At 55.4% G+C, this 23,644-nt stretch carries 24 protein-coding genes and 1 pseudogene; 14 read left to right on the forward strand and 11 right to left on the reverse strand.

The annotated features are described in order from the left end of the window. Positions 1-413 (forward strand): annotated as a pseudogene (locus VFO10_RS30615) (glutathione-dependent formaldehyde dehydrogenase); the annotation flags it as partial. A gap of 30 nt (positions 414-443) precedes the next feature. Here VFO10_RS30615 and VFO10_RS30620 read toward each other — a convergent pair. The 4 genes from VFO10_RS30620 to VFO10_RS30635 form a co-directional block, all read right to left on the reverse strand. Then, positions 444-896, reverse strand: a complete 453-nt coding sequence (locus VFO10_RS30620) for a hypothetical protein (protein WP_325145841.1) — start codon at positions 894-896, stop codon at positions 444-446. A gap of 148 nt (positions 897-1,044) precedes the next feature. Next, positions 1,045-1,275: a hypothetical protein gene (locus VFO10_RS30625; protein ID WP_325145842.1), complete on the reverse strand. Its 231-nt coding sequence runs from the start codon at positions 1,273-1,275 to the stop codon at positions 1,045-1,047. Between the two features lie 18 nt (positions 1,276-1,293). Further along, complete coding sequence (locus tag VFO10_RS30630; protein ID WP_325145843.1) at positions 1,294-1,494, reverse strand: hypothetical protein; 201 nt, start codon at positions 1,492-1,494, stop codon at positions 1,294-1,296. A gap of 230 nt (positions 1,495-1,724) precedes the next feature. Continuing rightward, positions 1,725-2,027 carry a hypothetical protein gene (locus VFO10_RS30635; RefSeq protein ID WP_325145844.1) on the reverse strand — a complete coding sequence of 101 codons (303 nt, stop codon included), beginning with the start codon at positions 2,025-2,027 and terminating at the stop codon, positions 1,725-1,727. Between the two features lie 272 nt (positions 2,028-2,299). On the opposite strand from VFO10_RS30635, the gene VFO10_RS30640 reads away from it, so the two are divergent. Further along, complete coding sequence (locus tag VFO10_RS30640; protein WP_325145845.1) at positions 2,300-3,181, forward strand: OmpA family protein; 882 nt, start codon at positions 2,300-2,302, stop codon at positions 3,179-3,181. 54 nt (positions 3,182-3,235) lie between these two features. Here the strand turns inward: VFO10_RS30640 and VFO10_RS30645 are convergent, their stop codons facing one another. Further along, positions 3,236-4,039 (reverse strand): Hpt domain-containing response regulator, encoded by an 804-nt coding sequence (locus tag VFO10_RS30645; protein WP_325145846.1) that lies wholly within the window; start codon positions 4,037-4,039, stop codon positions 3,236-3,238. A 150-nt stretch (positions 4,040-4,189) separates the two neighbouring features. Further along, positions 4,190-5,614, reverse strand: coding sequence for a sigma-54 dependent transcriptional regulator (locus tag VFO10_RS30650; protein ID WP_325145847.1), 1,425 nt, complete (start codon positions 5,612-5,614; stop codon positions 4,190-4,192). Positions 5,615-5,918: 304 nt separating this feature from the next. On the opposite strand from VFO10_RS30650, the gene VFO10_RS30655 reads away from it, so the two are divergent. Both VFO10_RS30655 and VFO10_RS30660 read left to right on the forward strand, forming a co-directional pair. Further along, complete coding sequence (locus VFO10_RS30655; protein ID WP_325145848.1) at positions 5,919-6,341, forward strand: BON domain-containing protein; 423 nt, start codon at positions 5,919-5,921, stop codon at positions 6,339-6,341. A gap of 27 nt (positions 6,342-6,368) precedes the next feature. Further along, complete coding sequence (locus tag VFO10_RS30660; protein ID WP_325145849.1) at positions 6,369-6,977, forward strand: hypothetical protein; 609 nt, start codon at positions 6,369-6,371, stop codon at positions 6,975-6,977. 117 nt (positions 6,978-7,094) lie between these two features. Here the strand turns inward: VFO10_RS30660 and VFO10_RS30665 are convergent, their stop codons facing one another. Then, positions 7,095-7,982 carry a phospholipase A gene (locus VFO10_RS30665; protein ID WP_325145850.1) on the reverse strand — a complete coding sequence of 296 codons (888 nt, stop codon included), beginning with the start codon at positions 7,980-7,982 and terminating at the stop codon, positions 7,095-7,097. 150 nt (positions 7,983-8,132) lie between these two features. Between VFO10_RS30665 and VFO10_RS30670 the strand changes: the two genes are divergently transcribed. Then, complete coding sequence (locus VFO10_RS30670; RefSeq protein ID WP_325145851.1) at positions 8,133-8,765, forward strand: outer membrane beta-barrel protein; 633 nt, start codon at positions 8,133-8,135, stop codon at positions 8,763-8,765. 41 nt (positions 8,766-8,806) lie between these two features. After that, entirely contained in the window at positions 8,807-9,430 is a 624-nt protein-coding gene (locus VFO10_RS30675; RefSeq protein WP_325145852.1) for a hypothetical protein, read from the forward strand. On the opposite strand, the gene VFO10_RS30680 is transcribed toward VFO10_RS30675, so the two are convergent. From VFO10_RS30680 to VFO10_RS30690, 3 genes are all read right to left on the reverse strand, one after another. Continuing rightward, positions 9,420-10,715, reverse strand: a complete 1,296-nt coding sequence (locus tag VFO10_RS30680) for a sodium:proton antiporter (RefSeq protein ID WP_325145853.1) — start codon at positions 10,713-10,715, stop codon at positions 9,420-9,422. The two genes, VFO10_RS30675 and VFO10_RS30680, sit on opposite strands and share 11 nt — an antisense overlap. A 126-nt stretch (positions 10,716-10,841) precedes the next feature. After that, positions 10,842-11,792 carry a BON domain-containing protein gene (locus tag VFO10_RS30685; RefSeq protein ID WP_325145854.1) on the reverse strand — a complete coding sequence of 317 codons (951 nt, stop codon included), beginning with the start codon at positions 11,790-11,792 and terminating at the stop codon, positions 10,842-10,844. Positions 11,793-11,844: 52 nt separating this feature from the next. Next, the gene (locus VFO10_RS30690; RefSeq protein WP_325145855.1) at positions 11,845-12,255 is read right to left on the reverse strand and encodes a hypothetical protein; all 411 of its coding nucleotides are present in this window, start codon (positions 12,253-12,255) and stop codon (positions 11,845-11,847) included. Between the two features lie 348 nt (positions 12,256-12,603). On the opposite strand from VFO10_RS30690, the gene VFO10_RS30695 reads away from it, so the two are divergent. Genes VFO10_RS30695 through VFO10_RS30715 form a run of 5 tightly spaced genes read left to right on the forward strand, consistent with a single transcriptional unit; the run spans position 12,604 to position 19,158 of the window. Beyond that, on the forward strand, positions 12,604-14,052 hold the full coding sequence (locus VFO10_RS30695) for a hypothetical protein (RefSeq protein WP_325145856.1): 1,449 nt from the start codon (positions 12,604-12,606) through the stop codon (positions 14,050-14,052). Between the two features lie 20 nt (positions 14,053-14,072). Then, entirely contained in the window at positions 14,073-15,131 is a 1,059-nt protein-coding gene (locus VFO10_RS30700) for a Hint domain-containing protein (RefSeq protein WP_325145857.1), read from the forward strand. Further along, complete coding sequence (locus tag VFO10_RS30705) at positions 15,128-15,772, forward strand: hypothetical protein (protein WP_325145858.1); 645 nt, start codon at positions 15,128-15,130, stop codon at positions 15,770-15,772. The genes VFO10_RS30700 and VFO10_RS30705 overlap by 4 nt, the downstream gene beginning before the upstream one ends. Before the next feature lie 28 nt (positions 15,773-15,800). Beyond that, positions 15,801-16,961, forward strand: coding sequence for a hypothetical protein (locus VFO10_RS30710; protein ID WP_325145859.1), 1,161 nt, complete (start codon positions 15,801-15,803; stop codon positions 16,959-16,961). 13 nt (positions 16,962-16,974) lie between these two features. Further along, on the forward strand, positions 16,975-19,158 hold the full coding sequence (locus tag VFO10_RS30715) for a hypothetical protein (RefSeq protein WP_325145860.1): 2,184 nt from the start codon (positions 16,975-16,977) through the stop codon (positions 19,156-19,158). A 72-nt stretch (positions 19,159-19,230) separates the two neighbouring features. On the opposite strand, the gene VFO10_RS30720 is transcribed toward VFO10_RS30715, so the two are convergent. Then, positions 19,231-19,503 carry a DUF2171 domain-containing protein gene (locus tag VFO10_RS30720; protein WP_325145861.1) on the reverse strand — a complete coding sequence of 91 codons (273 nt, stop codon included), beginning with the start codon at positions 19,501-19,503 and terminating at the stop codon, positions 19,231-19,233. A gap of 186 nt (positions 19,504-19,689) precedes the next feature. On the opposite strand from VFO10_RS30720, the gene modA reads away from it, so the two are divergent. The 3 genes from modA to VFO10_RS30735 all read left to right on the forward strand — a co-directional run bounded on the left by modA (position 19,690) and on the right by VFO10_RS30735 (position 23,594). Beyond that, positions 19,690-20,490, forward strand: a complete 801-nt coding sequence (modA, locus tag VFO10_RS30725; RefSeq protein ID WP_325145862.1) for a molybdate ABC transporter substrate-binding protein — start codon at positions 19,690-19,692, stop codon at positions 20,488-20,490. Then, on the forward strand, positions 20,487-22,274 hold the full coding sequence (modB, locus tag VFO10_RS30730) for a molybdate ABC transporter permease subunit (protein ID WP_325145863.1): 1,788 nt from the start codon (positions 20,487-20,489) through the stop codon (positions 22,272-22,274). The genes modA and modB overlap by 4 nt, the downstream gene beginning before the upstream one ends. Positions 22,275-22,406: 132 nt before the next feature. Continuing rightward, positions 22,407-23,594 carry a hypothetical protein gene (locus VFO10_RS30735; RefSeq protein WP_325145864.1) on the forward strand — a complete coding sequence of 396 codons (1,188 nt, stop codon included), beginning with the start codon at positions 22,407-22,409 and terminating at the stop codon, positions 23,592-23,594. The last annotated feature ends 50 nt before the right edge of the window (positions 23,595-23,644 follow it).

The raw sequence follows: 23,644 nt of genomic DNA on the forward strand, positions 1-23,644 counted from the left end.
CGGACGCCTGCATTGATGCCGTCGGCCTGGAAGCTCATGGCAAAGGACTTTGGGCTCAGTATGATAGCCTGCGCACAGCGCTGAAGCTGCAGCGCGATCGTCCTGTGGTGCTGAGGGAAATGATTCAGGCCTGCCGCAAAGGAGGAACGATTTCGATTCCTGGGGTTTATGGCGGCTACATGGATCATGCTCCCATTGGAGCCATCTTCAACAAGGGACTTCAGATCCGGGCGGGCCAGACTCATGTGCACCGCTATATGAAGCCTCTTTTGGAACATATTGAGCGTGAGGAAATAGATCCGACCATGATCATCTCCCATCGCCTGACGCTGGATGAAGCACCTTCCGCCTACAAGATGTTCGCTGCGAAACACGACGCCTGCACCAAGGTCGTGATGCGGCCCTTCTTCTGAACCGCAGGACGCCCGTGGGGGCGTCCTGATTCACGAACGTTCCAAGAGCCAGCGCAGATACTCGACGTCGTTTTCCAGGCTGCACTGCCGATAGCGACCCATCCGATGTGGACTACATAAAAACTCGACCATTTCAGAAAGTGCTGTCTCTGCAGGTTCTCCCTTGGATTTCATAGCCGATTGTGATTTCTTTTCCCATACGGGGTAAAGATTGAACCCGTCGGTTGATTGAAAATTTCTCATGGCTTTTCCCTTTACCTCCCGTGTTGCTATCGGTTTCATCTTGCGATGGAAGGAAGCCGCCCATGCTTGAATATTCTGAAATCCCGCCAGTATCAAGCTTATATCATGAAGCGTTTCGTATTTCTGAAGATACCCATGCCGGTGAAAATCCGTCCTCAACCGATGGGAAGTTACCCGTTCAGCCTGTTCACGATAAGGACCTTCAGAAAAACCGGAATAAGGATGGCGAGGTTGCGCCAAGGACGCCTGAAGAAGCTCAGCCCGGGCGCGAAAGCCCGAAGCGAGGTCCAGCTCGATTCCAGAACCCCGACCCGATCCTACCGGGTCTTCAGATCAAACTTTCGCAGGATTTTCATGTGAAGGTGATCATTTCCAGGGTTCGAAGCGATCAGTGGACAGGACCCACGGCGTGACTTCCGCCCCAGGCTGGTGGATCACTGGCGGGGAAGGAATCCTCCGAAGCGATATCCACCTTGTCCGAATTCGCGCGCTTGGATTGAATCTCCTCACGCTTGGTCTTGAGTGTGCGCTGCAGTGCACCAAACGCCTTCTGTCCTGCGTACATCACGCAGGCGAACTGGACGAGTGACCACAGTTTGCCGCCAAAAGTTCTTTGCATGCTTAGGCTCCTTCTCTCTTAGAATTGCCAGTCGTCGGGAATTTCCGCATTGAACGAAACTGTCCGTGCAATGTGCCAGACATCAGCGATTTGCCCCCAAAGGAAGGCTAAAGACAGAGCCTGAACCAGTCCAGCCAGGACGAGCCTGACTCGGGATTCACCCCAAGGCCGCAGCTCCAGATCCTGATCTTCCCAATCGAAGTCGTCATCAAGGTTCATGGGCATCCGTCTCCTCATTCGCGGATCAGCAGCTGATCCTGCTCCTAACTTTCATGAAACGTACCAAGGTCCTGGGTTCTGCCCACGCGATCGCATAAAAAAAAGGTTGGGATGCGAATGCCTCCCAACCTTTGCCATTCAATCAACCCTCTATTCATTCATGCACGATACCATCACAACTCTCGTCTGGTGCTCAGGATTCTCGCGATGCTTTCGTTCACTGAATTGAATTAAGTAAAATCACGCGAAGACGAAGACTTCGCTTTCAAATAAAGTCCAAGGCCAAGCCCTACAAGGCCTGCACCCGCAAGATACATATAGGGTCTTTCATGCAGGTGACTGTCCACGCTCTGCCAGCGGCGACGCGCTTCGTTGGAAAGTTGCTCCAAACGCTCGCTGAGGACTTCAATCTGCTGATCAAGCGACTCAATGGTCTGACCGACCACCGCATCGGCTTTTTCCTTCGCGCGGTTGACCAGCTGGTCTTTGGTGTCGGTCACTGTATTGCTCATTTGCGCAAGTCTATCACTCATCGTCTGTTCCTTTCGTCGTGATCGGGGTAATAGCCTGGAGTCTTATCCTCCCAACTCTCCAGATCCCTATCAAGGATCGTGCCAGACGTAAAATCAAGGCCTCCAGCGCTTCACCGTTTGCGACATGAATGGGATCCCCTGTCCTGAAATACCTGCGGTGGATCCTTCGTGAAGCAGGGGGCGCCCCGACTGATCTGCCCACCTTGAGCTGTGGCACAGCGTATGCACTTACCCTATCGCGATATTTGTGTGATGCGATTAAGGAGGACTTCATGCGCTACTTTTCGATTCGAAACGGTCTTTTGGTTGTCGGGCTGCAACTTTCCATGCTGGGATGCGTAGGTATTCCCGACGAAGCCCCTCAGGAGTTCCACACGGCCGAAGCAGCCCTGGAACGCGCTGATCAGCGCGATGTCGATGACTATCTGCCCAACACGCTCGACAAAGCCGAAACTCAATTGGAAGCCGCTACTGATCTTTGGAAGAAGAGCCGAGACAGGGACGTGAAGAAAGACGAACGCTCCCAGTTGGAAAAGCAGGCGACCGAGCAGGCCGCTCAAGTCACAGCGATGGCCGAGCAAGCCATCCAGTTGGGTGATCAGGTAAAGGCCTGGGACAACAACATTCAGAGCTATACGCAAATGGTTCAGGAACGCCAGGATGCGATGGCTCAGTTGAAGCAACTTCAGGATCAAAACCGTGAGCTTGCCGTTGCTGGCGCTGCCGCTCAAAACCGCGAACAACCCCAGCAGGTTGCAGCGAATACCCCTGACATCTCCCTGCGTGGACCCGTCGCTTACTTCAGCGCGGGCTCGACGGATGTCGATCCACGTTATGCAGACAACATCAATAGTCTTGCCAAGACACTGACGCAGGATCCCAACACCAAGGTGACCCTTGCAGGTTTCGCGGATCCTCGTGGTGACAAGGAACTCAATGACCGTCTCGCTCGTGAACGCGCCGAATCCGTGGCGGCCATTCTCCGCGATCGCGGCGTGAGCGCCGATCAAATCGTGGTTCAAGCCTGGCCCGGAACCAGTGGCAAGCATATGAAAGGCAAGCGCAGCCAGGCCCAACTGCAGCTTGATCGTCGCGTGGAAGCTTATATTTCCACCGCTTCGAACACTCAGCAAGGCCAACCGCAACAACGCTAAGAGCTACTTGTGACGACCAAAAAAAAGGGAGCCTCGTCGGCTCCTTTTTTTCATTCAGACGCTGCGATTTTCCACTTCCTCAAGTCCCACCTTCATCCTGAGCCCCATTCCCCGCATCCTTTCCGCCTGCTGACGAATCGCATGCACGGCATGGGCATCACGCCTTGCTTCCTTGGCTGTATGTTCCATCTGGGCAGCGACCTCGGAAACCTGCGGGTAGCCATAAGTGGCCGCGGCCCCTTTGATTTGATGCATGGCCACGCTCAGCTGTTCCCAATCCATGGCGTTGATCAGGTTCTGCATGGTTTCGATGCGCTGCTGGAAGCTGTTCACGAATTCTATGATGATGGGCCGGTACATGGGCTTGTCGTGATACTTCGACTGAAGATAAGGCGAGCTGTCCTGGACCTCTTCCCGTGAAGACGGGGCGGGAGAAGGCTCGGCGGGGGCGCTTGATTTTCCATCGGCCCGGGTGTGGTGCAGGATGGTTTGGATCAGCGTTTCAATCTGGATCGGCTTTGCGATGTAGTCGGTGATGCCCGCCTTCGCGCCCTTGGGGCGTTCCATCGAAAGCGTGTGGGCCGTCACGGCGATGATGGGCCGTGTGAAGCCACGCTGCCTCAGCCTTTCGGTGACCTCGTAGCCATCCATTTCCGGAATCTGAATATCCATAAGGACAAGATCAATGCCTTCATCGTGGAGCGCGCGCTCCAAGGCCGAAGGTCCGTCCGCTATGATGACGAAGTCGGCACCGGCCATTTTCAGGAAATGACGGAAGATGCGTTGATTATCAGCACCGTCTTCCACCACCATAATGGAAAGCCCGGCGAGTTTACCTTGAATGGAATTGGGTTTCACGGGAACGTCCACCTTGGATTGGAAAGCGGATGGAGTCACGGACAAACAGGGTGTTGTCTGAAATCTCCAGCGGCCGGATGAGATTCGCACCAAAGGTCGCCCCGGATCGGGAGGAAAGGCCCGGGTCCGGGTCGCCTGGACAATGACGCGTTAGCGGAAGCTGTCGATCTGCAGATCGTAGCGTTCCAGGAGGCGGTAAATATCCGCCCGGTAGCGGCCGGCGCGCTTCGATGTCTCCGAGATGTTGCCGTGCGTTTCGCTCAGCTGGGTTTCGAGATAGATCTTCTCGAAGACCTGCTTGGCTTCCGTCAAAGGCAGTTTGAACAGCTCGCGGCTGATACCGCTGGGCAGCTGGTTCGCACCCTTGTTCGGATCGACGGGAATATTGGGTTCCGCGTTGCGATGCGACGAATGCAGATGGTGGAAGAGATCCTCGATCCGAAGGTGATCGTCCTGGGTCAGAACCACGGCGCGTTCGATCGCGTTGCGCAGTTCGCGGATGTTGCCGGGCCAATCATAGGCCACAAGGCGTTTCATCACCGACTCAGCCGGCTTATTGATGTTCCGACCGAAACGGGTGTTGAATTCCGAGATGAACGATTCGACCAGCAAAGGAATGTCTTCCTTGCGATGACGCAGAGGCGGAACGTAAAGAGGAACGACCGACAGGCGATAGTACAAATCTTCCCGGAAACGACCGCTTTCGATTTCCTCGACCAGATCGCGGTGGGTCGCAGCGATCACGCGGGTATCAATTTTAACGGGAACCGAAGAGCCGATCGGCACCACCACTTTTTCCTGAAGAACGCGCAGGAGCTTGGCCTGCAGCGAGAGGGGCATGTCACCGATTTCATCGAGCAGGAGCGTACCCTTCGAACAGAGTTCGAAGATACCCTTGCGATCAGCCTTGGCATCGGTGAACGCGCCGCGCTTGTGACCGAACAGTTCGGATTCGAGCAGGTTCTCAGGAATCGCCGCGCAGTTGATGGCTTCGAAGCGTTCCGAGGCGCGATTCGAGATTTTGTGCAGAACGCGGGCGATGACTTCCTTACCCGTGCCCGATTCACCCAAAAGGAGAATGGTGGAGTCAACGTCTTTGAGCTGCTTCAGGCGAATGCAAAGATCCTGAAACGCCTTGCTCTTGCCGATGAACCCGAACTGAGCAAATTCTTCCACGGTGGGATCGATCACATCGCGATTTTGAGTCTGGAGATGCTTGCAGATCATTTCAGCTATGACACCAGGATCCGTATCCTTGGTGATATAGCCGGTTGCACCATCCTGCAGCGCAGATACTGCAGTTTCGATCGAAGCATGTGCCGTCAGCATGAAAACTTTCGAGTATGGCGTTCTCGAAACGAGGAAAGGAATCCCATCCAGCCCGTTTTCATTTTTGAGGTTCATGTCGAGCAGCACCACATCAATCGTGTAGCGCAGGACGATTTCTTTCATCTCGTCCAGATTGTGGGCGACATCGACGATGAATCCTGCTTCGGAAAGCGCCAATTTCCAGAACGCACACGTTTGCTCATCATCGTCCACGATCAACAGGCGGCCTTTGTAGTCGTTCATCATATAAACGTTCTCTCAAAAAAGAAATGATGGTCCAGATTCACAATCCCTGGCCACTCTGCAAGGAATACAATTCCTCTATACACCTGACTCCGCGGGAACTTCTAGCGAGAAGTGCATCACTTTGCAACTAGTCATTATGGCATTTGCACCCAATATCCAGTTGAGGGCACCTTACCATAAATTTTGCGTGGGACGAACGCAGAATTTACGAAGGCACACAAAATGCAATGCACGGATGCGCATCCAGGCGAATGCAACACGACTGCCTCGGAACCCTTGTTTTATAGCACTAAAGGAGTTGTCCATGATCATGAAGTCAATTTCGTCTCAGACGCGCTGTATTGTTTTAACTACAGTCGCGATACTCGGCATTTCGAATCCCGTAGCCTTTGCGACTGATGCACCAGGCTCGACGCAGACCACGAATGCCCCGGCTCCCGATAATTCCGCAGCCAATGCCAAGGCCAACAGCGAAACTGGGATTACAGCCCAGGAGGCCGGCAATACCGAGTCGGACGTGAAGCTGACCGCGAAAATCCGCCAGGCGCTGGTGAAAGATAAGAAGCTTTCCACCTATGCTCATAACGTGAAGATCATCACAGAAAACGGCCAGGTCGTCCTGAAGGGACCTGTGAAAAGCCAGGCCGAGAAGCAAGACGTGGAAACCAAGGCCGGACGGATCGCAGGTGTGGATCGCGTACGGAGTGAATTGGAAGTGGCCAAGTAACGAACATTCAAGGAAAGGACAACGATCATGGCTAAGAACACAGCTACATTTGCGATTTTCAACAGCCGCGCTTCCGTCGAACGCGCAGTCAACGCCCTGAAACGCGCGGGTTTCCGCCATTCGGATATTTCCGTGCTTTTTCCCGACCGCGAGAGCACTCGGGAATTCGCCCATGAAAAAGCGACCAAGGCTCCTGAAGGGGCCACCACGGGGACCGCAACCGGAGCCATCCTGGGCGGAACGCTCGGCTGGCTCGTCGGCATGGGATCCTTGGCTATTCCCGGGATCGGTCCTGTCATCGCCGCAGGCCCAATCATGGCGGCACTGGCCGGAGCGGGCGTCGGTGGCGCTGTGGGTGGTATTACAGGTGCACTTATCGGCATTGGTATTCCCGAGTATGAAGCCAAGCGCTATGAAGGTTTGGTCAAAGACGGCGGCATCCTGGTCTCGGTTCACTGCGATGATGACAAATGGGTTCAGCTCGCCAAGGATATTTTCAAAGTCGAGAACGGCGAAGGTATCGCTTCAGCCCATGAAGCCTCATCCGATCAGCCTCGATCCGTCGATTTCGATCGTGATCGCGACAGAAACGTAAATCCTCCATCATCGACGATGACACCACCGTCGATGCTGTAAGATCAACATACGGTCTCTTGGTCCAATAAAGCCTCAGGGCTTTCGCAGAGCACGGCAGAACCAATCTCTTTTCAACCTCCCTTCCCGAGCGATCGAGGAAGGGAGGATTTGCGCTCTTTAAAAAGCGAGGCCGATACGATAGGACCGCTGCAGCCGGTCATACTCGATCAAAGATTCCATATAGCCATAGTAATACTGGAACATCACATAGGGCATGACATCGGAAAGGCCGAATCTGTACTTGACGGTGAATTCCAAAGCCCCATGGCCTTTTTCAATATCCGGGACGCCACCGGGCAAAAAGGCGAGATACATTTCCCCCTTCGACGGAAAAAGCTCCTCCGTGATGCCTTCAAAACTCACCCGCGACGACAGAAAACCGGTATAGCGGCGAATATTGGAGTTCGTCTGCCAATCAATGTCGTAGAGCCAGTACAGCCGAACTGTCCCATGCATGCGCCACGCTCCACGGCCGATGCGGGCCTCAAGCTCGGCGAAGACCCGATCGAGTGAACGCGATTCATCCGCGTCCTTGCCGTTGGACCGATGCTCAAGCCCAACGCTTATGCCGCGCAGAACGGAATGATCTATAGCGTGGACGTAATAGAACTCGGGATTGAAATCAATGTCTTGAAAGGGCTTCGAATCCTTGGTCACTTCCCAGAACATCATCTGGCTATAGGCGAAATAGACCGGCAGGCTCAGGACGGGGCGCAGCTTGAAACTCAGCTGGACTTTGGTGTTGGGCTTGCCGCCGATCGCATAGATGTCGCGATGGCGATAGATGTTGGTTTCCTCAGCATGATCGATCTTGTTCATCAAGACAGCAGCCTGGGCTGCGACTTCGGGTCCTGGTTCCGGCGTTTTGTCCGGAAGCGCGAGTTCTTCACGGGCATCCGAGGCGGTGCCGGGTGGAGGTTCAGGGTGATCGGCCCAGGCTGAGCCTGAACCCAAGATGAAGAGGGGCAGGAGCCACGAACGAACGGTCAATTGTTGGACTTTCACGAGGACCTTCCTTGCATAGGGCGAGTGACCTCAACCGTGTTGCATAGAGTAGACCATGGGCGTCCCCAGGCCGCTACGGCGCTCGTGACTGGCACGATGAGTGCAAAACACCTGATGGACGGCACTGTTCATTTAACAAGGAGAGCTTTTATGTTTAAGAAATCACTGATGGGAATGACCTGCGCGGCTGTTTGCGGATTCGCCGGACAGGCCCTGGCGCAGACCCCAGTCGGCACCGACTACAAACGGATTGATGTGATGCGCGATGCCAGCAACTGGGCCTTTGGTGTGAACCTTGCGGCCGCTGACGTCAACAGCATCGACAACAATGTCTTTTCCTTCGGGGTTTTCGGTAACTATTTCACCGCACCGAATTTCTCGCTGGGCCTGACGCTCGACTATTGGAATGATTCCTTCAGTGAAGACGCCCGTCGCGTGGAAGTCGATGACCTTGTGATCGGCGGTCATGGCAAGTTCATGTTCACCGAGTTCACATCCGGTCTGCGTCCCTTCGTGCTGGCTGGCCTTGCCGTCCACCGCTTCCAGGTCGATGTCGCCAATCGCGACCCGAACGCCGATCCTCTGGTCGATAAATTCAATGAATACGACCGCAATACCGAAGACGTCGAAGGTGAACTCGGAGCCGACTTCGGCGCGGGCGTCATGTACCGCGTGCAGACGTCGATGGATATGCTGGCGGAAGTTCGCTATCGCCGCATTCTGGACCGGACGGTTGACCTGGATCAGGTGAACTATTCCATCGCGCTCTCTTATGTCTTGTAAGGGATCGCGTTTCTGTCCCATCTGCCTGAAGGGAGACGATCATGACTCGATATGCATTCATGCTTCCCGGACTGCTTCTACCCCTGGCTTTGCTGGCCTGCAAAAAGGACGAGAAAACCAGCGAAACCGGCCGCAAGCTGGAAAGCACGCCTGCTGAATTGCGCGGCACCTGGCAGTCTGGCTGCATGGGGACCACGACCCTGAATATGGCCAGCAGCCAAAGGGAATATGTGTTCAATGCCATCGGCGACTTTGATCGGTTGGAGCGCTACTACAGCGATCCCAACTGTCAGAATCTGGCCGCCACCTATAAGGTGGTGGGCACGGTGGAAGTCAAAGGTCCGAACCCGGAGAAAACCGATCTCAACATGATCAATTTCACGGTGAACGAAGCGTACATGACCGTGAAGTCCGATGCCACGCTGGAGCAACTGAACGCCATGAAATTCTGCGGCCGCAGTGATTGGCATGTGAACGAGGACGTGCATGTGACCAATGCGGAATGCGAAGGATCCAAAGTGCAAAAAGGTGGCGTGCAGTTCGATAGCTTTAAAATAAGGGACGGCCAGCTCTTCATGGGCCAGAAGCTGATGTTCCTTGGCAAGGACGACGCCAGCGAACGTCCTGCCGAGCTGGATATGAGAGCGCCTTACATCAGGAAGTGAGCTTGACCGAACGATTCTTCCTCTCTCGTTTTTCATAGGCTTCCATCAGCGGCGTGACCGAGATTCCATGCAGGAGGATCGAACACACCACCAGGGCCAGGACGATGGACACCATCTCCCGGCTATGGGCCGGTGAGAGTCCATGATGAACGGCATAGGCCAGCCAGAAAATGGAACCCATGCCGCGAATCCCGAACCAGCTGATCAGATTCTTCTGCAGCGTGTCCACCGATCGGCAGCCGAGCAGCGCAAGCCGGACCGAGATGGGGCGAATGACGAAGAAGAGCAGGATGGCCAGCAGAAAAACCCGCGGATTGAAATCCTGAAGCGAAATCAAAGCGCCTATCGCTATGACGACCGCCACCTCCAAGAGCCTTTCCAGCTGCTCATTACTCGTCAGCACGGCATGCGTTAGGAAAGCGGGAGCTTTCTCGGGATGGGTCGCAACTTCCTCGGCCGGCCCATTCAATTCCCTCTGATCCAAAACTTCGGAACCCGTCTTATGGTGTTCGATCTGCCTTAAGGCGAGGCCCGCCGCGAAAACGCCGAGGAAACCATTGGCGCTGGCCCATTCATTCAGTCCATAGGTCAGAGCAATAAGACCCAGGGCCAGAAACTCTTCATAGCCCAAAGCGTTTTTATGATGATGCCGCAGGTAAAGGACGATCTGCCCCACGACGAAACCAAGCGCATAGCCCAGGGTCGGTCCCATAATCACGGCCCAGAGAACATCCACAGCGAACCATTTCAATCCCGATTCCCCGATCTCATGATAGCCGAGCAGTCCAAGGCCCAGAAGGACGAAGGGCATAGTGGTTCCATCATTCAATCCCGCCTCGCCGGTCAGCGCAAACCGAAGTTTATCCCGATCACCAGGCTCGGCGATCTGAACATCCGAGGCCAGCACCGGATCGGTCGGCGATAGGATGGCGCCTAGAATAATGGCAGCCCCCAGGGAAAGGTCGAACAGCCCGTAACTGAGCATGGAAATGAGCAGCACGCTCAGCAGCATGGACACCGTCGCAAGGCGCAGAGAAACCTTCCAAAGAGGATTGGAAAAGCGAATGCGCAGTTTCAGACCCGCGGTGAACAGCGAAATGATGACCGCGGCTTCCATGAGATGTTCCAAAAGTTCGGCGCTGGCGAAAAAATTGATTCGCAGAAGATTCACGCCGTGCGGCCCGAGCCCGATGCCAAACGCCAGATAGATAATGGAACTGGTCAAAGGCATGCGCTTCAGAGCTGTTCCCAGGCAGACCATCACCACCAGGAAAAGGCCGATCATCAGATACCAAAGAGCTATACGATCAATAGGTCACCTCGTGAGAGCCAGCAAAGCGGGCAGGCGAACGATCACGCAAGAAGGGGGTTCCTCGTTCGGAGCAACCCCCTTCCCTGTCTGAAAAAAACTTTATCTGTTGGTGGAATTCACAGTGGATTTGTTGGGATCCTGCTGCTGCTGACCTGCGACCGACATGCGATTGGTGCCAGGAAGGTTCGGGCTGCTGGCCGAGCTGCTGCTGCCTTGCTGCTGATTCCGCACGCGCAGCTGATTCTGAACGTCATGAACGCCCAACACTTTTTCGGCCAGTTCCTCTGCAACGCGCTTGTCCTGGCGTGAAGAGACCTGACCGGTCAGCGTTACTTCACCATCTTTGACCTGGACTTCGACATCCGAAGCGTCGATGCGTCCATGACGAATCAGTTCCTCATGAATATCATCCTTGATTCTCTCGTCGCTGCGCTTATAGCTTTTGGGCCAGCGACTTCTCTGTTCGTTCCAGGACGACTGCTGACCCTGCTGGTCATAAGAGCGGCGACCCCAGCCCTGATTTTGGTCTCTATCATCGGAACCAAGGCGATTCCAATCGGCATGGCCCATGCCTGAGCCTGTGCTATAATCACGGCCATACTCGGAAGAACCGCGGCCCTGATTGCTTTGCTGATGGCCATAGTCACCAAGGCCACGTCCCCAATCGGACATGCCGCGACCGTAGCTGCCGTAATCGACTCCGCCGCGGCTGAAGTCGTAGTTGCCGCGCGATCCTTCATAACCATAACGGTCACCCGACCCTTGCGAGCGGTAAGGCCGTTGCCACGCGTGGTCCTGATTATATTCACGGCCGTAGTCCGCACCCCCGCGGGATCCGAAATGGGCCTGGCCTGGGCGTTCTATATCGAGGTCGCTATCATAGTCAGGTCGGGTGTAGCGGCGTTCGGAATCCTGGCCGCGATAGCGGTAGCGATCTTCAAAGCGATCATCCTGGCCCCGCGAATAGCTGCGGCGATCATTGAAAGGCGACTGCGAACGGCGACCCTGTTGAGTGTAGCGATCTTCATTTTCATGGCTTTGCTCAAACATACCGTGCTCCTTGATTACCTTACACATTAAAGCGTGGTGTTGCTCTTTGCGCCTAGCACCACACCAGATTCCACTTGCGCTTGTAGCTGAGATTCCGATAGCGCAGCCTGAAGTTCTCGCTTTTGATCGGAATCAGCCTTTGCACCCGGCGCACATCAAAACGCGTGACGATCCAGCCACGGAACTTGCGACGCGCGTAAGGGGGCAAGGCGTTCTCGGACTGATCAGGCAGTCGTCCCCGCATCACAAACGGCGCTGGTCCTGGATCAGGCGCTGTGTTGGGCGGCGAAGGATCGGTGCTGGGATGGGGAACGAGCGGCTGCGGCATGGTCGTGGGCGGACGATCCGGCGAACGCTTCGGCATGGGTTCCTGCGGCGTTGGCTCGGGCGTTTCTGTCATGAGTCGACCACGACGCGACTCGAACAATATAATCTGTCTATATTTCGATTGTTTTCTATTCATAGTGATTCTCTTCATATCTTGAATCCAGGGGCTTGCATGGCCATCGTCTCCATTGCAGGAACTCTGCCAGGCTTCGATCGGGATGCGAAAGCGTCTGAAAAGGCTTAAATGTCGGATTTTACCAGCATGAAGGTGGAGCTTTTTGCATGCAGGGGCTGTCGGCGAGAGGCGGCTGCGGGTCTTTCTCCATGTTCCATCTTCATCTCACGTTTATGTTTCTCTGCAAGAAAACGACCGCTTGATGAGAGACCAATAAAACTTGTGGACACCTTGCGAACAATCTCTTAAAAAACCGCTAGTGCATCAGAACTAGCTTCATCTGCCCTATCCCTTGCGAGGTATTTAAGCATGAAACAGGGCCTCAGACTTTGGTCTTCCGTTTTCGTTCTGGCATCGGCAAGCTTTCTCACCAACTGCCGGGATCACCCTCGTGAACCCGCTAACGATCTGATGAGCGAAGTTCCGTCCACTCACAGTGATACGGGCATTCCAGGACAGGCTTATCACAGCGACAAACGCAAGCTGCTGAACGTTTCCTGCGTGGAAGGCGAGATCACCGAGCAGCTGGGCAACGTCACATCCGAATTCGAACTGCGGCAGGACCTGGGGTTCACCGACTTGATCGATCGTTTGGGCGGCAAACTCTCTGTGGACACCAATTTTCCGACGATCAGAGCGGGAGCGTCGGCCCGCTATGCGACGGAGAATACGGCGAGTGTGAATTCGAGCAGCTACAACTTTTTTTGGCGTGCGACTCCCAAAAAGCGCGTCCTGAAGCGCGGCCCGGATGGAACCTACCGTTTGTCGGCTTTTGGCCAGGAGGTGGCTAAAAATCCGGCATTCGCCCTGACTCGATGCGGTGATGAATTCATCACCAGCATCGAATACGGAGCGATGCTGAACGTGACGCTCAAGATGGAATTCCGCAATGAACAGGACAAGCGTGACATCGGCGGCAACCTCACCGTCGACGCCACGGCCGGCGTGGTCAAGGTTGATGGCAAGCTCGATTATCTGGATCAGACTGTGAAAAAATCAGTCAAGATCACGGTGGAAGCGACTCAGCACGGGGGCGACCCTCTGCAGCTGCTCCAGATCATCCCGGATAACCTTGTGACCTGCAGCCTCGACAACCCTTCGCTTTGCTTCAGCGTATTCTCGTCCGCGATCAAATACGCGAAAAACGATCTCGCGGGGCAGTTCACCGGCCTGGATTCGTATAACGTCGTGAAGTACACGACGCAGAAATATACGGAATCCGGTATCTATTCCCTTCAGCCGCCCGAAGGCTATCCGACCGTCAATGCCATGGTGGAGGAGGCGCGCCAGTCCCTGGACCGCAGTTTCCAGCAGGCTCTGATGGATCGCTCGCGGGCGCGTAAGCTGCTCAATTCGTATCGTGAATGGTTGAGTGACGAACTCTACCAGAAAATCGTGGACCTGGAAGCCAAGGCGAATCGCAATACATCGCGCCTCTCCAATGCTTCGGTCTACTGTTACGACAATCCTTATGCCGGTTGTCTCGATCAGGCTGAGAGTACCTTGAAGCTGCTCGAGACCTATGACGCCAGTCTCCTGTCGATCAAAACCGTTCCGCTCGTCGCCTATCAACGCTGTGAACTCGCACGGCAGGCGGCAGTCAACGCTCAGGTCGTATCGGATTCCTGGTCCATGGGCTATCGGCGTAAGGGTTACGCCCCGGTATTTTTCGACAACAGCAAACCGGAACTCGGCGTCGAGGTCTGGGGTCCCTGTGAAGAAGCTCTTGCGTACTATGGTGAGTACTTCAAGGTTTGAACGACCCGTTGGGAGTATCTATGAAACGTTCATCCGTGCTGACAGTCATTCTGTGTTTAGCGGGTGGAGCATCGACGGCCCTGGCTGTGGATTTTCCACCGAAAAAGGAACGGCCTGAACCGGTCGGTGATCCCGTTTTTCCCAAACCCAAGAATCCCTCGCATCCGACTACTTTTTATGCGTCGATGGTGCCTTTGAATCTTGGAAAAATCAAAGATCGTTGTGAAGAGGACAGTCTGTCCGGACCTGAAGCATGGGAACGTCTCCAGTGGCTGAAGGCTTGTCATAAGGGTCTGCTCGTCGCCACCTACAACAGCATCAATGGTGACGATGGGACGACGGATGACCAGAAAATCGCGACGATCGAAAGCGAATGGTTTTTTGTCGGCGGTGATCGCAACAAACCGAAAGTCCGCCCCAATTACCTGACTTTCGGCACCGCCACCTATGAGAATCCCCTGCAGTGGTATGCGCCGCGCGCAGCGTCCGCCGCCTGCACGGAATTCCCTGCAGGTTACCAGGTGCTGGGGGAATGCACCTCGTCATGCTATGAGCCTGATCAGAAGTTGCTCTTCAGTGACGGCGAAAAGCCGATTGGCGAAGCGCTGGAACGCCTGGAGGATCAGGTCATGACCCTGACCGATGAGTCCACGCTCGATTTTGTGAATCTGCAAAGTCGCAAGGTGAAACACTACACTAGGAGTGCCACGCCGACAAAGCATCAAATCCTGACGATCAGTTCGCAAAGCGGTGGTGAGCTCAAGGTCACAAAAAATCATCCGCTTTTGACGTCTGAGGGCTTGATGATTGAAGCGGGGAATCTTAAAGTAGGGGACAGATTGGTGCAGATCGATGGACAATCCGATGCGATCGTCGCGATCAGCGAAAAGGAATACTTCGGCCGGGTGTTCAATATTCAGCCCGAAGCGGATTCCCAACCAGGGCAGATCGTGATCGCGCAGGGTTTTTTAAGCGGATCCTCCTGGTTTCAGAATGATGGCTACGAATATGTGAATCGACTGATCCTCCGAAGGAACGTTCCCGAGGAACTGTTCCAAGAGGAAGAAGCTGTCCCATGAAGTTTGTTGGCTTAGCCATTTTCATCGTTGTGATCGCTGCTATCGGTTTCTGGGGAAAGCGGGAGGCCCGGAATGTATCCGGCTCCCCTCCAAAGCCCCAGGTGATCGAAACTGAATCCCGAGTCCCGACGCCCGTCGGGACTCCTTCCGGGCTGCCCTCTCCACCTGCCGCGGCCCGGCCTCCCACGACTGACGACCTTACGCCGCGTCTTGAGAAAATTCACGAGCTGGCCCGCTATACGCTGCCGACTCAGGAAACGCGCGAGGCCCTTATTCAAAGCCTTTCCGATCCCGAACTCCACAGTGCCCTCGGCCATGCCTTGGCTGCCAGCGATGGCGCGGCCTATGATGCCAGCGCTGAAAAACTGCGCATGAACGCTGTTTCTGTTCTGGGTCTTATTTTTCGCTACAAGGATGTCAGCCACCGCGATGAGGTGATACGCTCGGTGAAACAGCGTATCCTGGCGGTGGATTTTCATAAGATGAAAGATCTTCGGGTCAAACAGAGCGTGTATGGAGATATTACCGAGCTGCTGATGATACTGAAGCAGCACGACCCGGAATCCTATGAGGACGTATCAAGGCGCATAACGGAAACGAAGAATAAGGTACTGAAGACAGCTTTGGCTGCCAGTCGTTAATCCTAAGCTCAAAAAGGAAGCTGAGCCCATGTTCAGGCGCATGCTATGCCTCTGCATTTTGTTGCAAGCGGGCCTCAGTGAAGCGGCACAGATCTTCGCAGGTCCGGATGCACTCCCGCGCATCGGTTCGGGTCTGGAATCGGTCAGCAATCAATGGCGTTCTCCCTGCGTGGATGGAACCGTCCAACCTTCTGCAGCCAATCGTAGTATTACCATGAAAATGTATGCCTCGCAATCGGCGTCTGAAATTCTCGAAGATCAGCGCGGCTACGGCAGTTTGAAAGTTGATTTCTGGGTCCTGGGTGCGAAGGCGCGCAGTGAATTCATTCTGCGCAACAGCGAAAGCCGCACGCAGTCATCGCTGATGTGGAGCGTCGAATACCGCGGCGGCTCCGTGTTCCTGAACAAGCGCCAGCTCAATGCCCGGGGTCTTCAGGCCCTCGCGCGTCCCAAGGCCGAGCAGAGGCAGCTCTGTGGTGATCAGTTCATCATCGGCGCCGCGCTCGGTGCGAAATTTTACCTGGCCGCTTCGCTAGTATTTGACAGCGAGGTCAAGTACCGCTATTTCAAGACCAAAGTGTCAGCATCTGCATTCGGCGGACTCTTGAAAAAAGAGAAGTCTTCGATCGATGAAGTGCGCAGCGCGGCGCAGAACGCCTGGCTTTCCATCCAGGCTTTTCAGTACGGCGGTGACACCTTTGATCTGGATCTTCTATCGGCCTCGCACGTTTCATATTGCCCTATGGACAATCTCGAACCGTGTTTAGACCGCTTCACCGCCCTGCATCGCTATGCTTTTGGCGCGGATGGCTTCCGCAAGCATGCTGATTCCACAAAACCGGAGCAGCTCGCGGTCCTCTGGCTCAATGGCAGCTCGTATCAGGATGCCGGGCATTCTCTGAGCGAAGAAGCGGCGACGCAAACGATGGACCCTGGTTTTGTGTCTTTGTCGGAACAGCTTTTTCAATGGAATTCTGATGTGCAGCAGTCCATATCCCAGGTGAATGCGCGCCTGATGGAAATGGGCCGCGATGGGGCGGGACGAGACGACGCCCAGCGGCAGTTGGCCGCGCTGGAAAGCAAGGCCGAAGCCATTCGCCAGGCCGCCGCTTCATGTTCGGATCAGGAGAACTATGAGTCCTGCAAAAGCAGGCTTGATTCCATAAACGCTATGGTCGCTTCACCATAAAAGGACGACACCTATGAAACACTTGATCAAAGCACGTCGATATCGGAGTTTCCTTCTGATCTCGAGTTCTTTGTTAAGTGCCTGTGGCGGCTCTTCACCGCAGCACAAAACCCGCAGCCCTTCCTCCGATATCCAGCAGGCCGAGCCTAACCAGGTCGAGCCTGTTTTTAACGCCCGCGCGCATGCCGCGAAGGCTTTTGAAGGGCTCGTGAAAGCCTGTGGGGATGCCGGCGGTCTCTTCGACGATCGTGAGCGCAGCTGCGCGTGTCCGGATTCCACCAGCGGAACGCCCCAGTCGTTTCAGGCGCTTTATCGCATGGATCCAAGCCTCGGGCTGAAGCGCCGGGTCTTCGATCGCTATGCCTGCGTCGAGCAGTATCGGCTGCGACCGCAGAAAGATGCCAGCTTCGCCAGTCTTTTGGCCAAAGGCCGCGAGGAACTCATCAAGGACCTGCGCGAGGTGAGGAACATCGGCAACGGTCGTTCGCTCGTCTTTGAAATGGACGACGCCTTGCCCGATGCGCAGCTGAAGGATCTGGCCGCGTACCTGGACGAGAAAGCGCCTTTGATCCATATCCCCGCGGGGAATCAGTGGCGCGAGATGTATCGCGTTAAACTCTTCAAGGTGGATGAAAGCCTGGATCGCATCAAGCGTCTCCCCTACTTCGACTTTGAAGATACGGGCCTGATTGAACGTTACGGCAATGAGCTCTTCGTGTGGTCGCTGGATGACTTCCAGCATTTGGGAGCCACCCCGCGTCCATCCGAGCTTTCGCTGCCCAAGCAGCCCTGGATGGCCAATCGTGATACGCAGCTGCTTCGGGAAGGGCTTGAAGTCTTCCAGGCCTATTTGAAAGGCACGCAGCCTTTGGATGTGCGGGAAGACGTTCTGATCGTCGATGAAGGCTGTCACGTTCTCTGTGATTACAAGGCCTCGTTCCATTGGAAGGGTCAGTACTACTGGTATGAAAAAAATTATGCGCGCGGCTCGGCCTTCCGCCATGCGTTCTATCTGGGACGCGAGGACGGAACTCTGGATGCCATGACGCTTCTCTTTCCGGATCTTACGCCCTCCGTTTATGTCACGGAGCAGCGAAACCTTGCGCCTGATGGTCGATTTGAAGTGAACTCCAATGCGATGGATTCGAAGGGTGACCTTCTGCGTTACACCGAATATCCGCCGCTCGGCGATGGCCAGGAATTTGCGCAGAAGCTGAAGCAGCTGAAAACCTTTGATACGGCGCAGCCTCAGACCACCGTTCTGGTCCTGGAGGAATCGACGCAATTGGAAGAAGCCTGGGAACTGGACTATTGGATCCGCGGGCCCTATGCCGCCGATCGTCCCGAACAGCAAAAGAGCCTTTACGGTTGGATTCGACCTGATGATGTGGCCGGCATGCCCTTCAGCTTTTATTTCGGCGCCATGGATTTGAACTGGGGCACCGACGGCGCCCATGGCCGCGAAGTTTTGCGCGATCTGATGCGGGATATCAAACCGGGCGAAGCCTATGGCATCAGCACGGATTTCACCTGGCTTCTGCAGGGTCAGCGCTTCAACGAGCTGGTGCAGCTTTCGAAGGCGCGCGTCGCGACGATCTCGGCGATTCTTTCGGTGGAAGAGGAGGAATGCCATCGTCTGACCGCGGCTCTGGATGCCGATATCCTTTGGATTGCAGGGGCCGGCAACGAGGCCAAGGAAAATCCGCGGTTCCGCTGTCCGCAAAAGCTGGATCGCAAGGATCTGCGCATCGTTGCGGCTGCTGGATCGCGTGACGGGCTGGCGTTCTTCGCGGAATTCGGCCGGGATTATGCTGATATCGCCGCCGAACCCCTGAGCTACCTGGGCCGGCGCGGGTCATCGTACTCAGCCCCCAAGGTCGCGAATGTCGCCTTGAAAATCATCAAGCGCCATGGCGAGGCCTTGAACAATCGCGAGGTCAGGCTCGCCATTCTTCTTGGCGCTGATGTTGATCCCCAACACCGTCTGGAGGTCAGGACAGGCGGAGCCCTGCATGAAGGCTATGCGATGAAAGCTGCAGCTGCGATTGCCGGACTCTCCCGTGCCGATCGCCTGATGCTGAATGATAAGGCTTCCGACCGCACGGATGTCTTCAGCCGGATCATTGCCGCTTCGGGGGCCCTGCCTGCGAATCAGGCCGTGGACCAGGCGCGTTTTCTTCTGCAGAATGGCCTTTGAAAAAGAGAAACCGCCCGGCATGTTCACGCCGCGCGGTTTCCATGAACTTTTCTCAGATGGGAACCAATCCATTCAATGATCATGAAGCGGTTGCGTATCCAGGCGCACCGTTCGAAATTCACTTTCTGTCAGCTTCAAATAGATCGCTTTATCATCAGCATAATCCACGCTATCCAGATGAATCCAGTGGTAACTGCCGCCGTTTTTCCCGTTCGTCTCCTTGAGCTTCACAAAAGGCCCATCCAGGTCGTCCACGCAGCCGACCGTTATGCCCTGCAAACCAGGGACAGGGCCTGTGCCTTTCGCTTGTACCAAGAGGTTGGGTTTAATCAGAGCTAGATCCATTGCGAAACCTCCTTGAAGTGAAGGCACTTCTGCCTGTCATCATTTGATTGAGGGTCGATGTTCCACGGGGGAACTGCTGAACGTACGGAGATGCAAAAAAAGTTCCAGCGCTTCTAAAAACTTGACAGAATGCCGGGCTTTGCCGGAATCTACGGAAGCATTGTCCACAAAGCGAGGGATGATCGTATGTTCAAAGCTCGGACGCGCATCAAGCAGTTTGCCTGCCTTCTTTTGGTCAGCATGCTTTCCACCCCTGTCATGCTGGGTGCGGCAGAGAAGCCCAAAGAGCAGATTCTGGTGGCCGCTGCAGCCAGTTTGAAAGACGTTCTGGAAGAAATCGGCCCGGCCTTTGAAAAAAAGCACCCTGAACTGCGGGTGAACTTTCAGCTGGCGGCCTCCGGGGCTCTTCTGCAGCAGATCGAGCAGGGTGCGCCGGTCGATGTCTTCATCAGCGCGGCGGAAGGCCCGATGAAAATTCTTGCAGGCAAGGGCCTTGTGGTGCCGAACAGTTTGAAAACGATACTCAGCAATGAATTGGTTTTAATCATCCCCGCGAATCAGCCTGGACCGCAAAGCCTGGCTGATTTGAAAAATCCCGCCTATAAGCGCATCGCGATAGGCGAGAGTCGGACGGTCCCCGCGGGTCAGTATGCGGAAGCCTGGATCGCGCATGAAAAACTGAGCGCTGCTTTGAAGGATCGTCTGGTGCCGGCTTCCAACGTCAGACAGGTGCTGACCTTTGTCGCCAGCGGCAACGCGGCGGCGGGTTTTGTGTATGCGAGCGATGCTCTGACTTCGGACAAGGTGAAGGTTGCACTGCGGGCCCGGGCCGATCAGCATCCCCCTATTGCTTATCCCGCCGCCCTTGTGAAGCGCTCCACCAGACAGCCTGCCGGCCAGGCTTTTTTAAGATTTTTGGAAGGCCCTGAGGCCCGGCGAATTTTCGTGAAACAGGGTTTTCGTCTTCCAGCCGAGAAATCCACGTGAATGGTTGGGACGGCCTCACGCTTTGGATTTCTCTTAAGACCGCCGGCGCAGCGACGCTGATCGCAGCGGTTTCCGGTCTTGCCATGGCGGCCTGGATGGTGCATCGCGGGCCGCGTCCGGGCACGCGCAGTTTTGCTCTTTTGGATTCCTTGCTGATTGCACCGATGATCCTGCCGCCGACCGTTCTCGGATTCATCCTTCTCATGATCTTTGGCGTGCAAAGTCCGATCGGTCGCGCCTGGGAACAGATCTTCGGCGACCCCTTGGTTTTTTCCTGGGCGGCAACGGTCGTCGCGGCCAGCACCGTGGCCTTCCCTCTGATGTACCGCACAACGCGCGCCGCTCTTATGCAGGTCGACACGCAGCTCATCACCGCGGCCCGTACGCTCTCCGATCGCGAAATCCGCATTTTTTTTCGGGTGATTCTGCCCTCGGCGTGGCCTGGTGTCCTGGCGGGGACGCTACTCGCATTCGCCCGCAGCCTCGGTGAATTCGGCGCCACGCTCATGCTCGCGGGCAGCATACCGGGCCGCACGCGTACGATGCCGATGGCGATTTATTATGCGGTGGAAGCCGGTGATTATCAGGAAGCGGCCATGTGGTCCGCGCTCATCATGATCATCAGCCTTGCCGTCATCTTCGTGGCCGAATACCGCTCGGAAAAACCGGCTCCGCTTTCTGGAAGCCGAGCCCCTCTCAGCAAAAAAACAGAGGGCGCTGACGGTACTCTGGCTTTGCATATTCAAAAGCAGCTGCATGACTTCGCGCTGGATATTCACATTCAAACACAGAGTCGCCGTGTCGCCATCCTGGGTCCTTCGGGCTCGGGAAAGAGTTATTTTCTGCGTTGCCTCGCGGGTCTTGAGCATCCCGACAGCGGATGGATCCATGTCGATCGCCAAACATTTTACGACAGTCAGGGATCGCGTTCATGGAAACCCCGCGAGCGCGAGGTGGGCCTTCTTCTGCAGCACTATGCTCTCTTCCCGCACATGAGCATCCGCGACAATATCCTGTTTGGAATGAAGGACGCGACTCCGACCCAGGCTGATGCCTGGCTGCACAAGATTCAACTTCAGCAGTTTGCCGAACAAAGGCCCACGCAGCTGTCAGGAGGCCAGCAGCAGCGCGTGGCCCTGGCCCGGGCCCTGGCGGCCGAACCCCAACTTCTCCTGCTGGATGAGCCGTTTACAGCGCTGGACGCCCACCTGCGGGACAGGCTGGAGCAGCAGCTGGTGGCCGACCTTTATCAATTTCCCGGTCGCCTCTTCCTCGTCACGCATAATGTCGACGAGGCCTGGCGGCTTTGCGATGACTTTATTCTTTTGGATGCAGGCCGGGTGATTCGTCATGGTCCCAAGGCCGAGGTTTTCGCCGATCCTCAAAATGTATCCGCCGCCCAGCTGACAGGCTGCAAAAACCTTGCGGAAATCAGCGCAAGGCAGGGCTCGCGGGTGACGATCAAGGACTGGAATTGTGAGCTGGAGCTGCCACCGAACATGGCGGACTGCACCTGGATCGGCATTCGCGCCCATCATATTCAGCTGCACGAAAGCGATCCGGGCGCTGCCAATACCTTTCCCTGCTGGCTGGCGCGGGTCAGCGAAGCCCCGCATCGGCTGACCTTCTTCCTGAAATTGCAATTCCCCCCGGAAAACGCCTTCGACGCCCACCTTCAGGTCGTTCTTTCGCGGGAAAGAGCCCAGCAATTTCAGGAAAAGTCCGGCCCCTGGTTCGTCACTCTCCCCAAGGCACAAATCCTTCCGTTACAGACCCTTGCGTGATCCCGTCAACGCCCGTCCGGTCAAGCGTTTGAGCGTTTTTAAGCGCATCATGACAGCGCTTGACCTTTGTCCTAGGACATGGTTGAAGGGGTTTCGTACATATTTATTCGAGGCCTTACGCAGAGTATGCCCATGCTTTGCCGCACATTCAGTCCTTTGCTTTCGCTTCTCACGGCTCTCGGCCTGGGGGGTTTCTCCTGGTCTGCGCTTGCTGCGGAAGAGGGCGTGGACATGGCCATGGAACGGCACGCGACCGCAGCCGAGTGGCAATCCAGTTCCTTCATACTCCAGTTCAACAAACCGGCCGCGGCCCAGATCTCCTATCCTTTCCTGGAGCAGCTGCGCGGTATCATGCTGCGTTCGCTGAACAGCCCCGACCAGGCGCGGGATTTGGTCAACATGCACAACGCCCTCGGCACCAAAGCTTTGTCGAGTTATGCAAAGTATGTGGGTCCGCAAAAGATCTCTGTGAATCCGAAAAATGGTGAAGAGATTCGCCGTTCGCTGCTGAAGTCCGTTCGCCTTTATGCTCAGAAAGAAACCAAAGGTGACTTCTTTCCTCAATCATGGAAAGAAGGCCTGCGTTTCAATATAGGCGGCGGTGGACCGGCTCGCAGCCAACCGTCCCAGGGCTATGTGCATAACGGCAATCCCGAGATGCGCTATGGGCTGCAGCTGAAAGAAATCGAGCCGAGCCGCGAGAATCTGAAACTGGCCGCGCTGGGTAGCGATGATTACGAATACCTTGCCTATGCGCCCAAAGCCAATCTCGTTTATGAAGTCGGCGAAGTTTATCCTGAAGGCTACGCTCGCAGTTATCCCGTTTCCATCGAATCCGGGCCGGCGCCGAAGCCCACGTTCTGGCAAACTCTGCCGTCCCTGCCCGAGCACAAATTCAGTGGACGGATGGCTCCGCGCGGCCTTCCCGGTCCTGGCAGCCCCCTGCCTCCGCAGTCGCTCTTTCTGGATCAGAGCCAGGGTTACTATCAGCTCGAAGCGCAGCTGACAGGCAACCTGAAGCAGGAGAACGTTCTACATCGCTTCCGTATGCCTGTGTATGGAAAGATGAACTATCGTCAGGAGCGTAACAAGGATTGGCAGTTCACGAAGTCCACTTTCGAAAATCTTTACAGCAATGATAATGGCTATGCTGTACACCTGGAGCGCTATCATATGGAAAAGCGTTACCAGCTGGCCTTTCACTTTCATAAGCTCATCAATCATTTTGAATTGCATGCGCATCTTCCCGATGCGGCCTTGGAAAAGGATAATTTCTGGCGTCAGCATCGCTGGGAAACACGCTTCGATTTTCACTTCTAGTTTGACCGTTTTTTCGTTCCCATCTAGAGTTTGCGAAACGTCACAAACAT

This window comes from Oligoflexus sp., from assembly GCF_035712445.1.
Taxonomy (GTDB): domain Bacteria; phylum Bdellovibrionota_B; class Oligoflexia; order Oligoflexales; family Oligoflexaceae; genus Oligoflexus.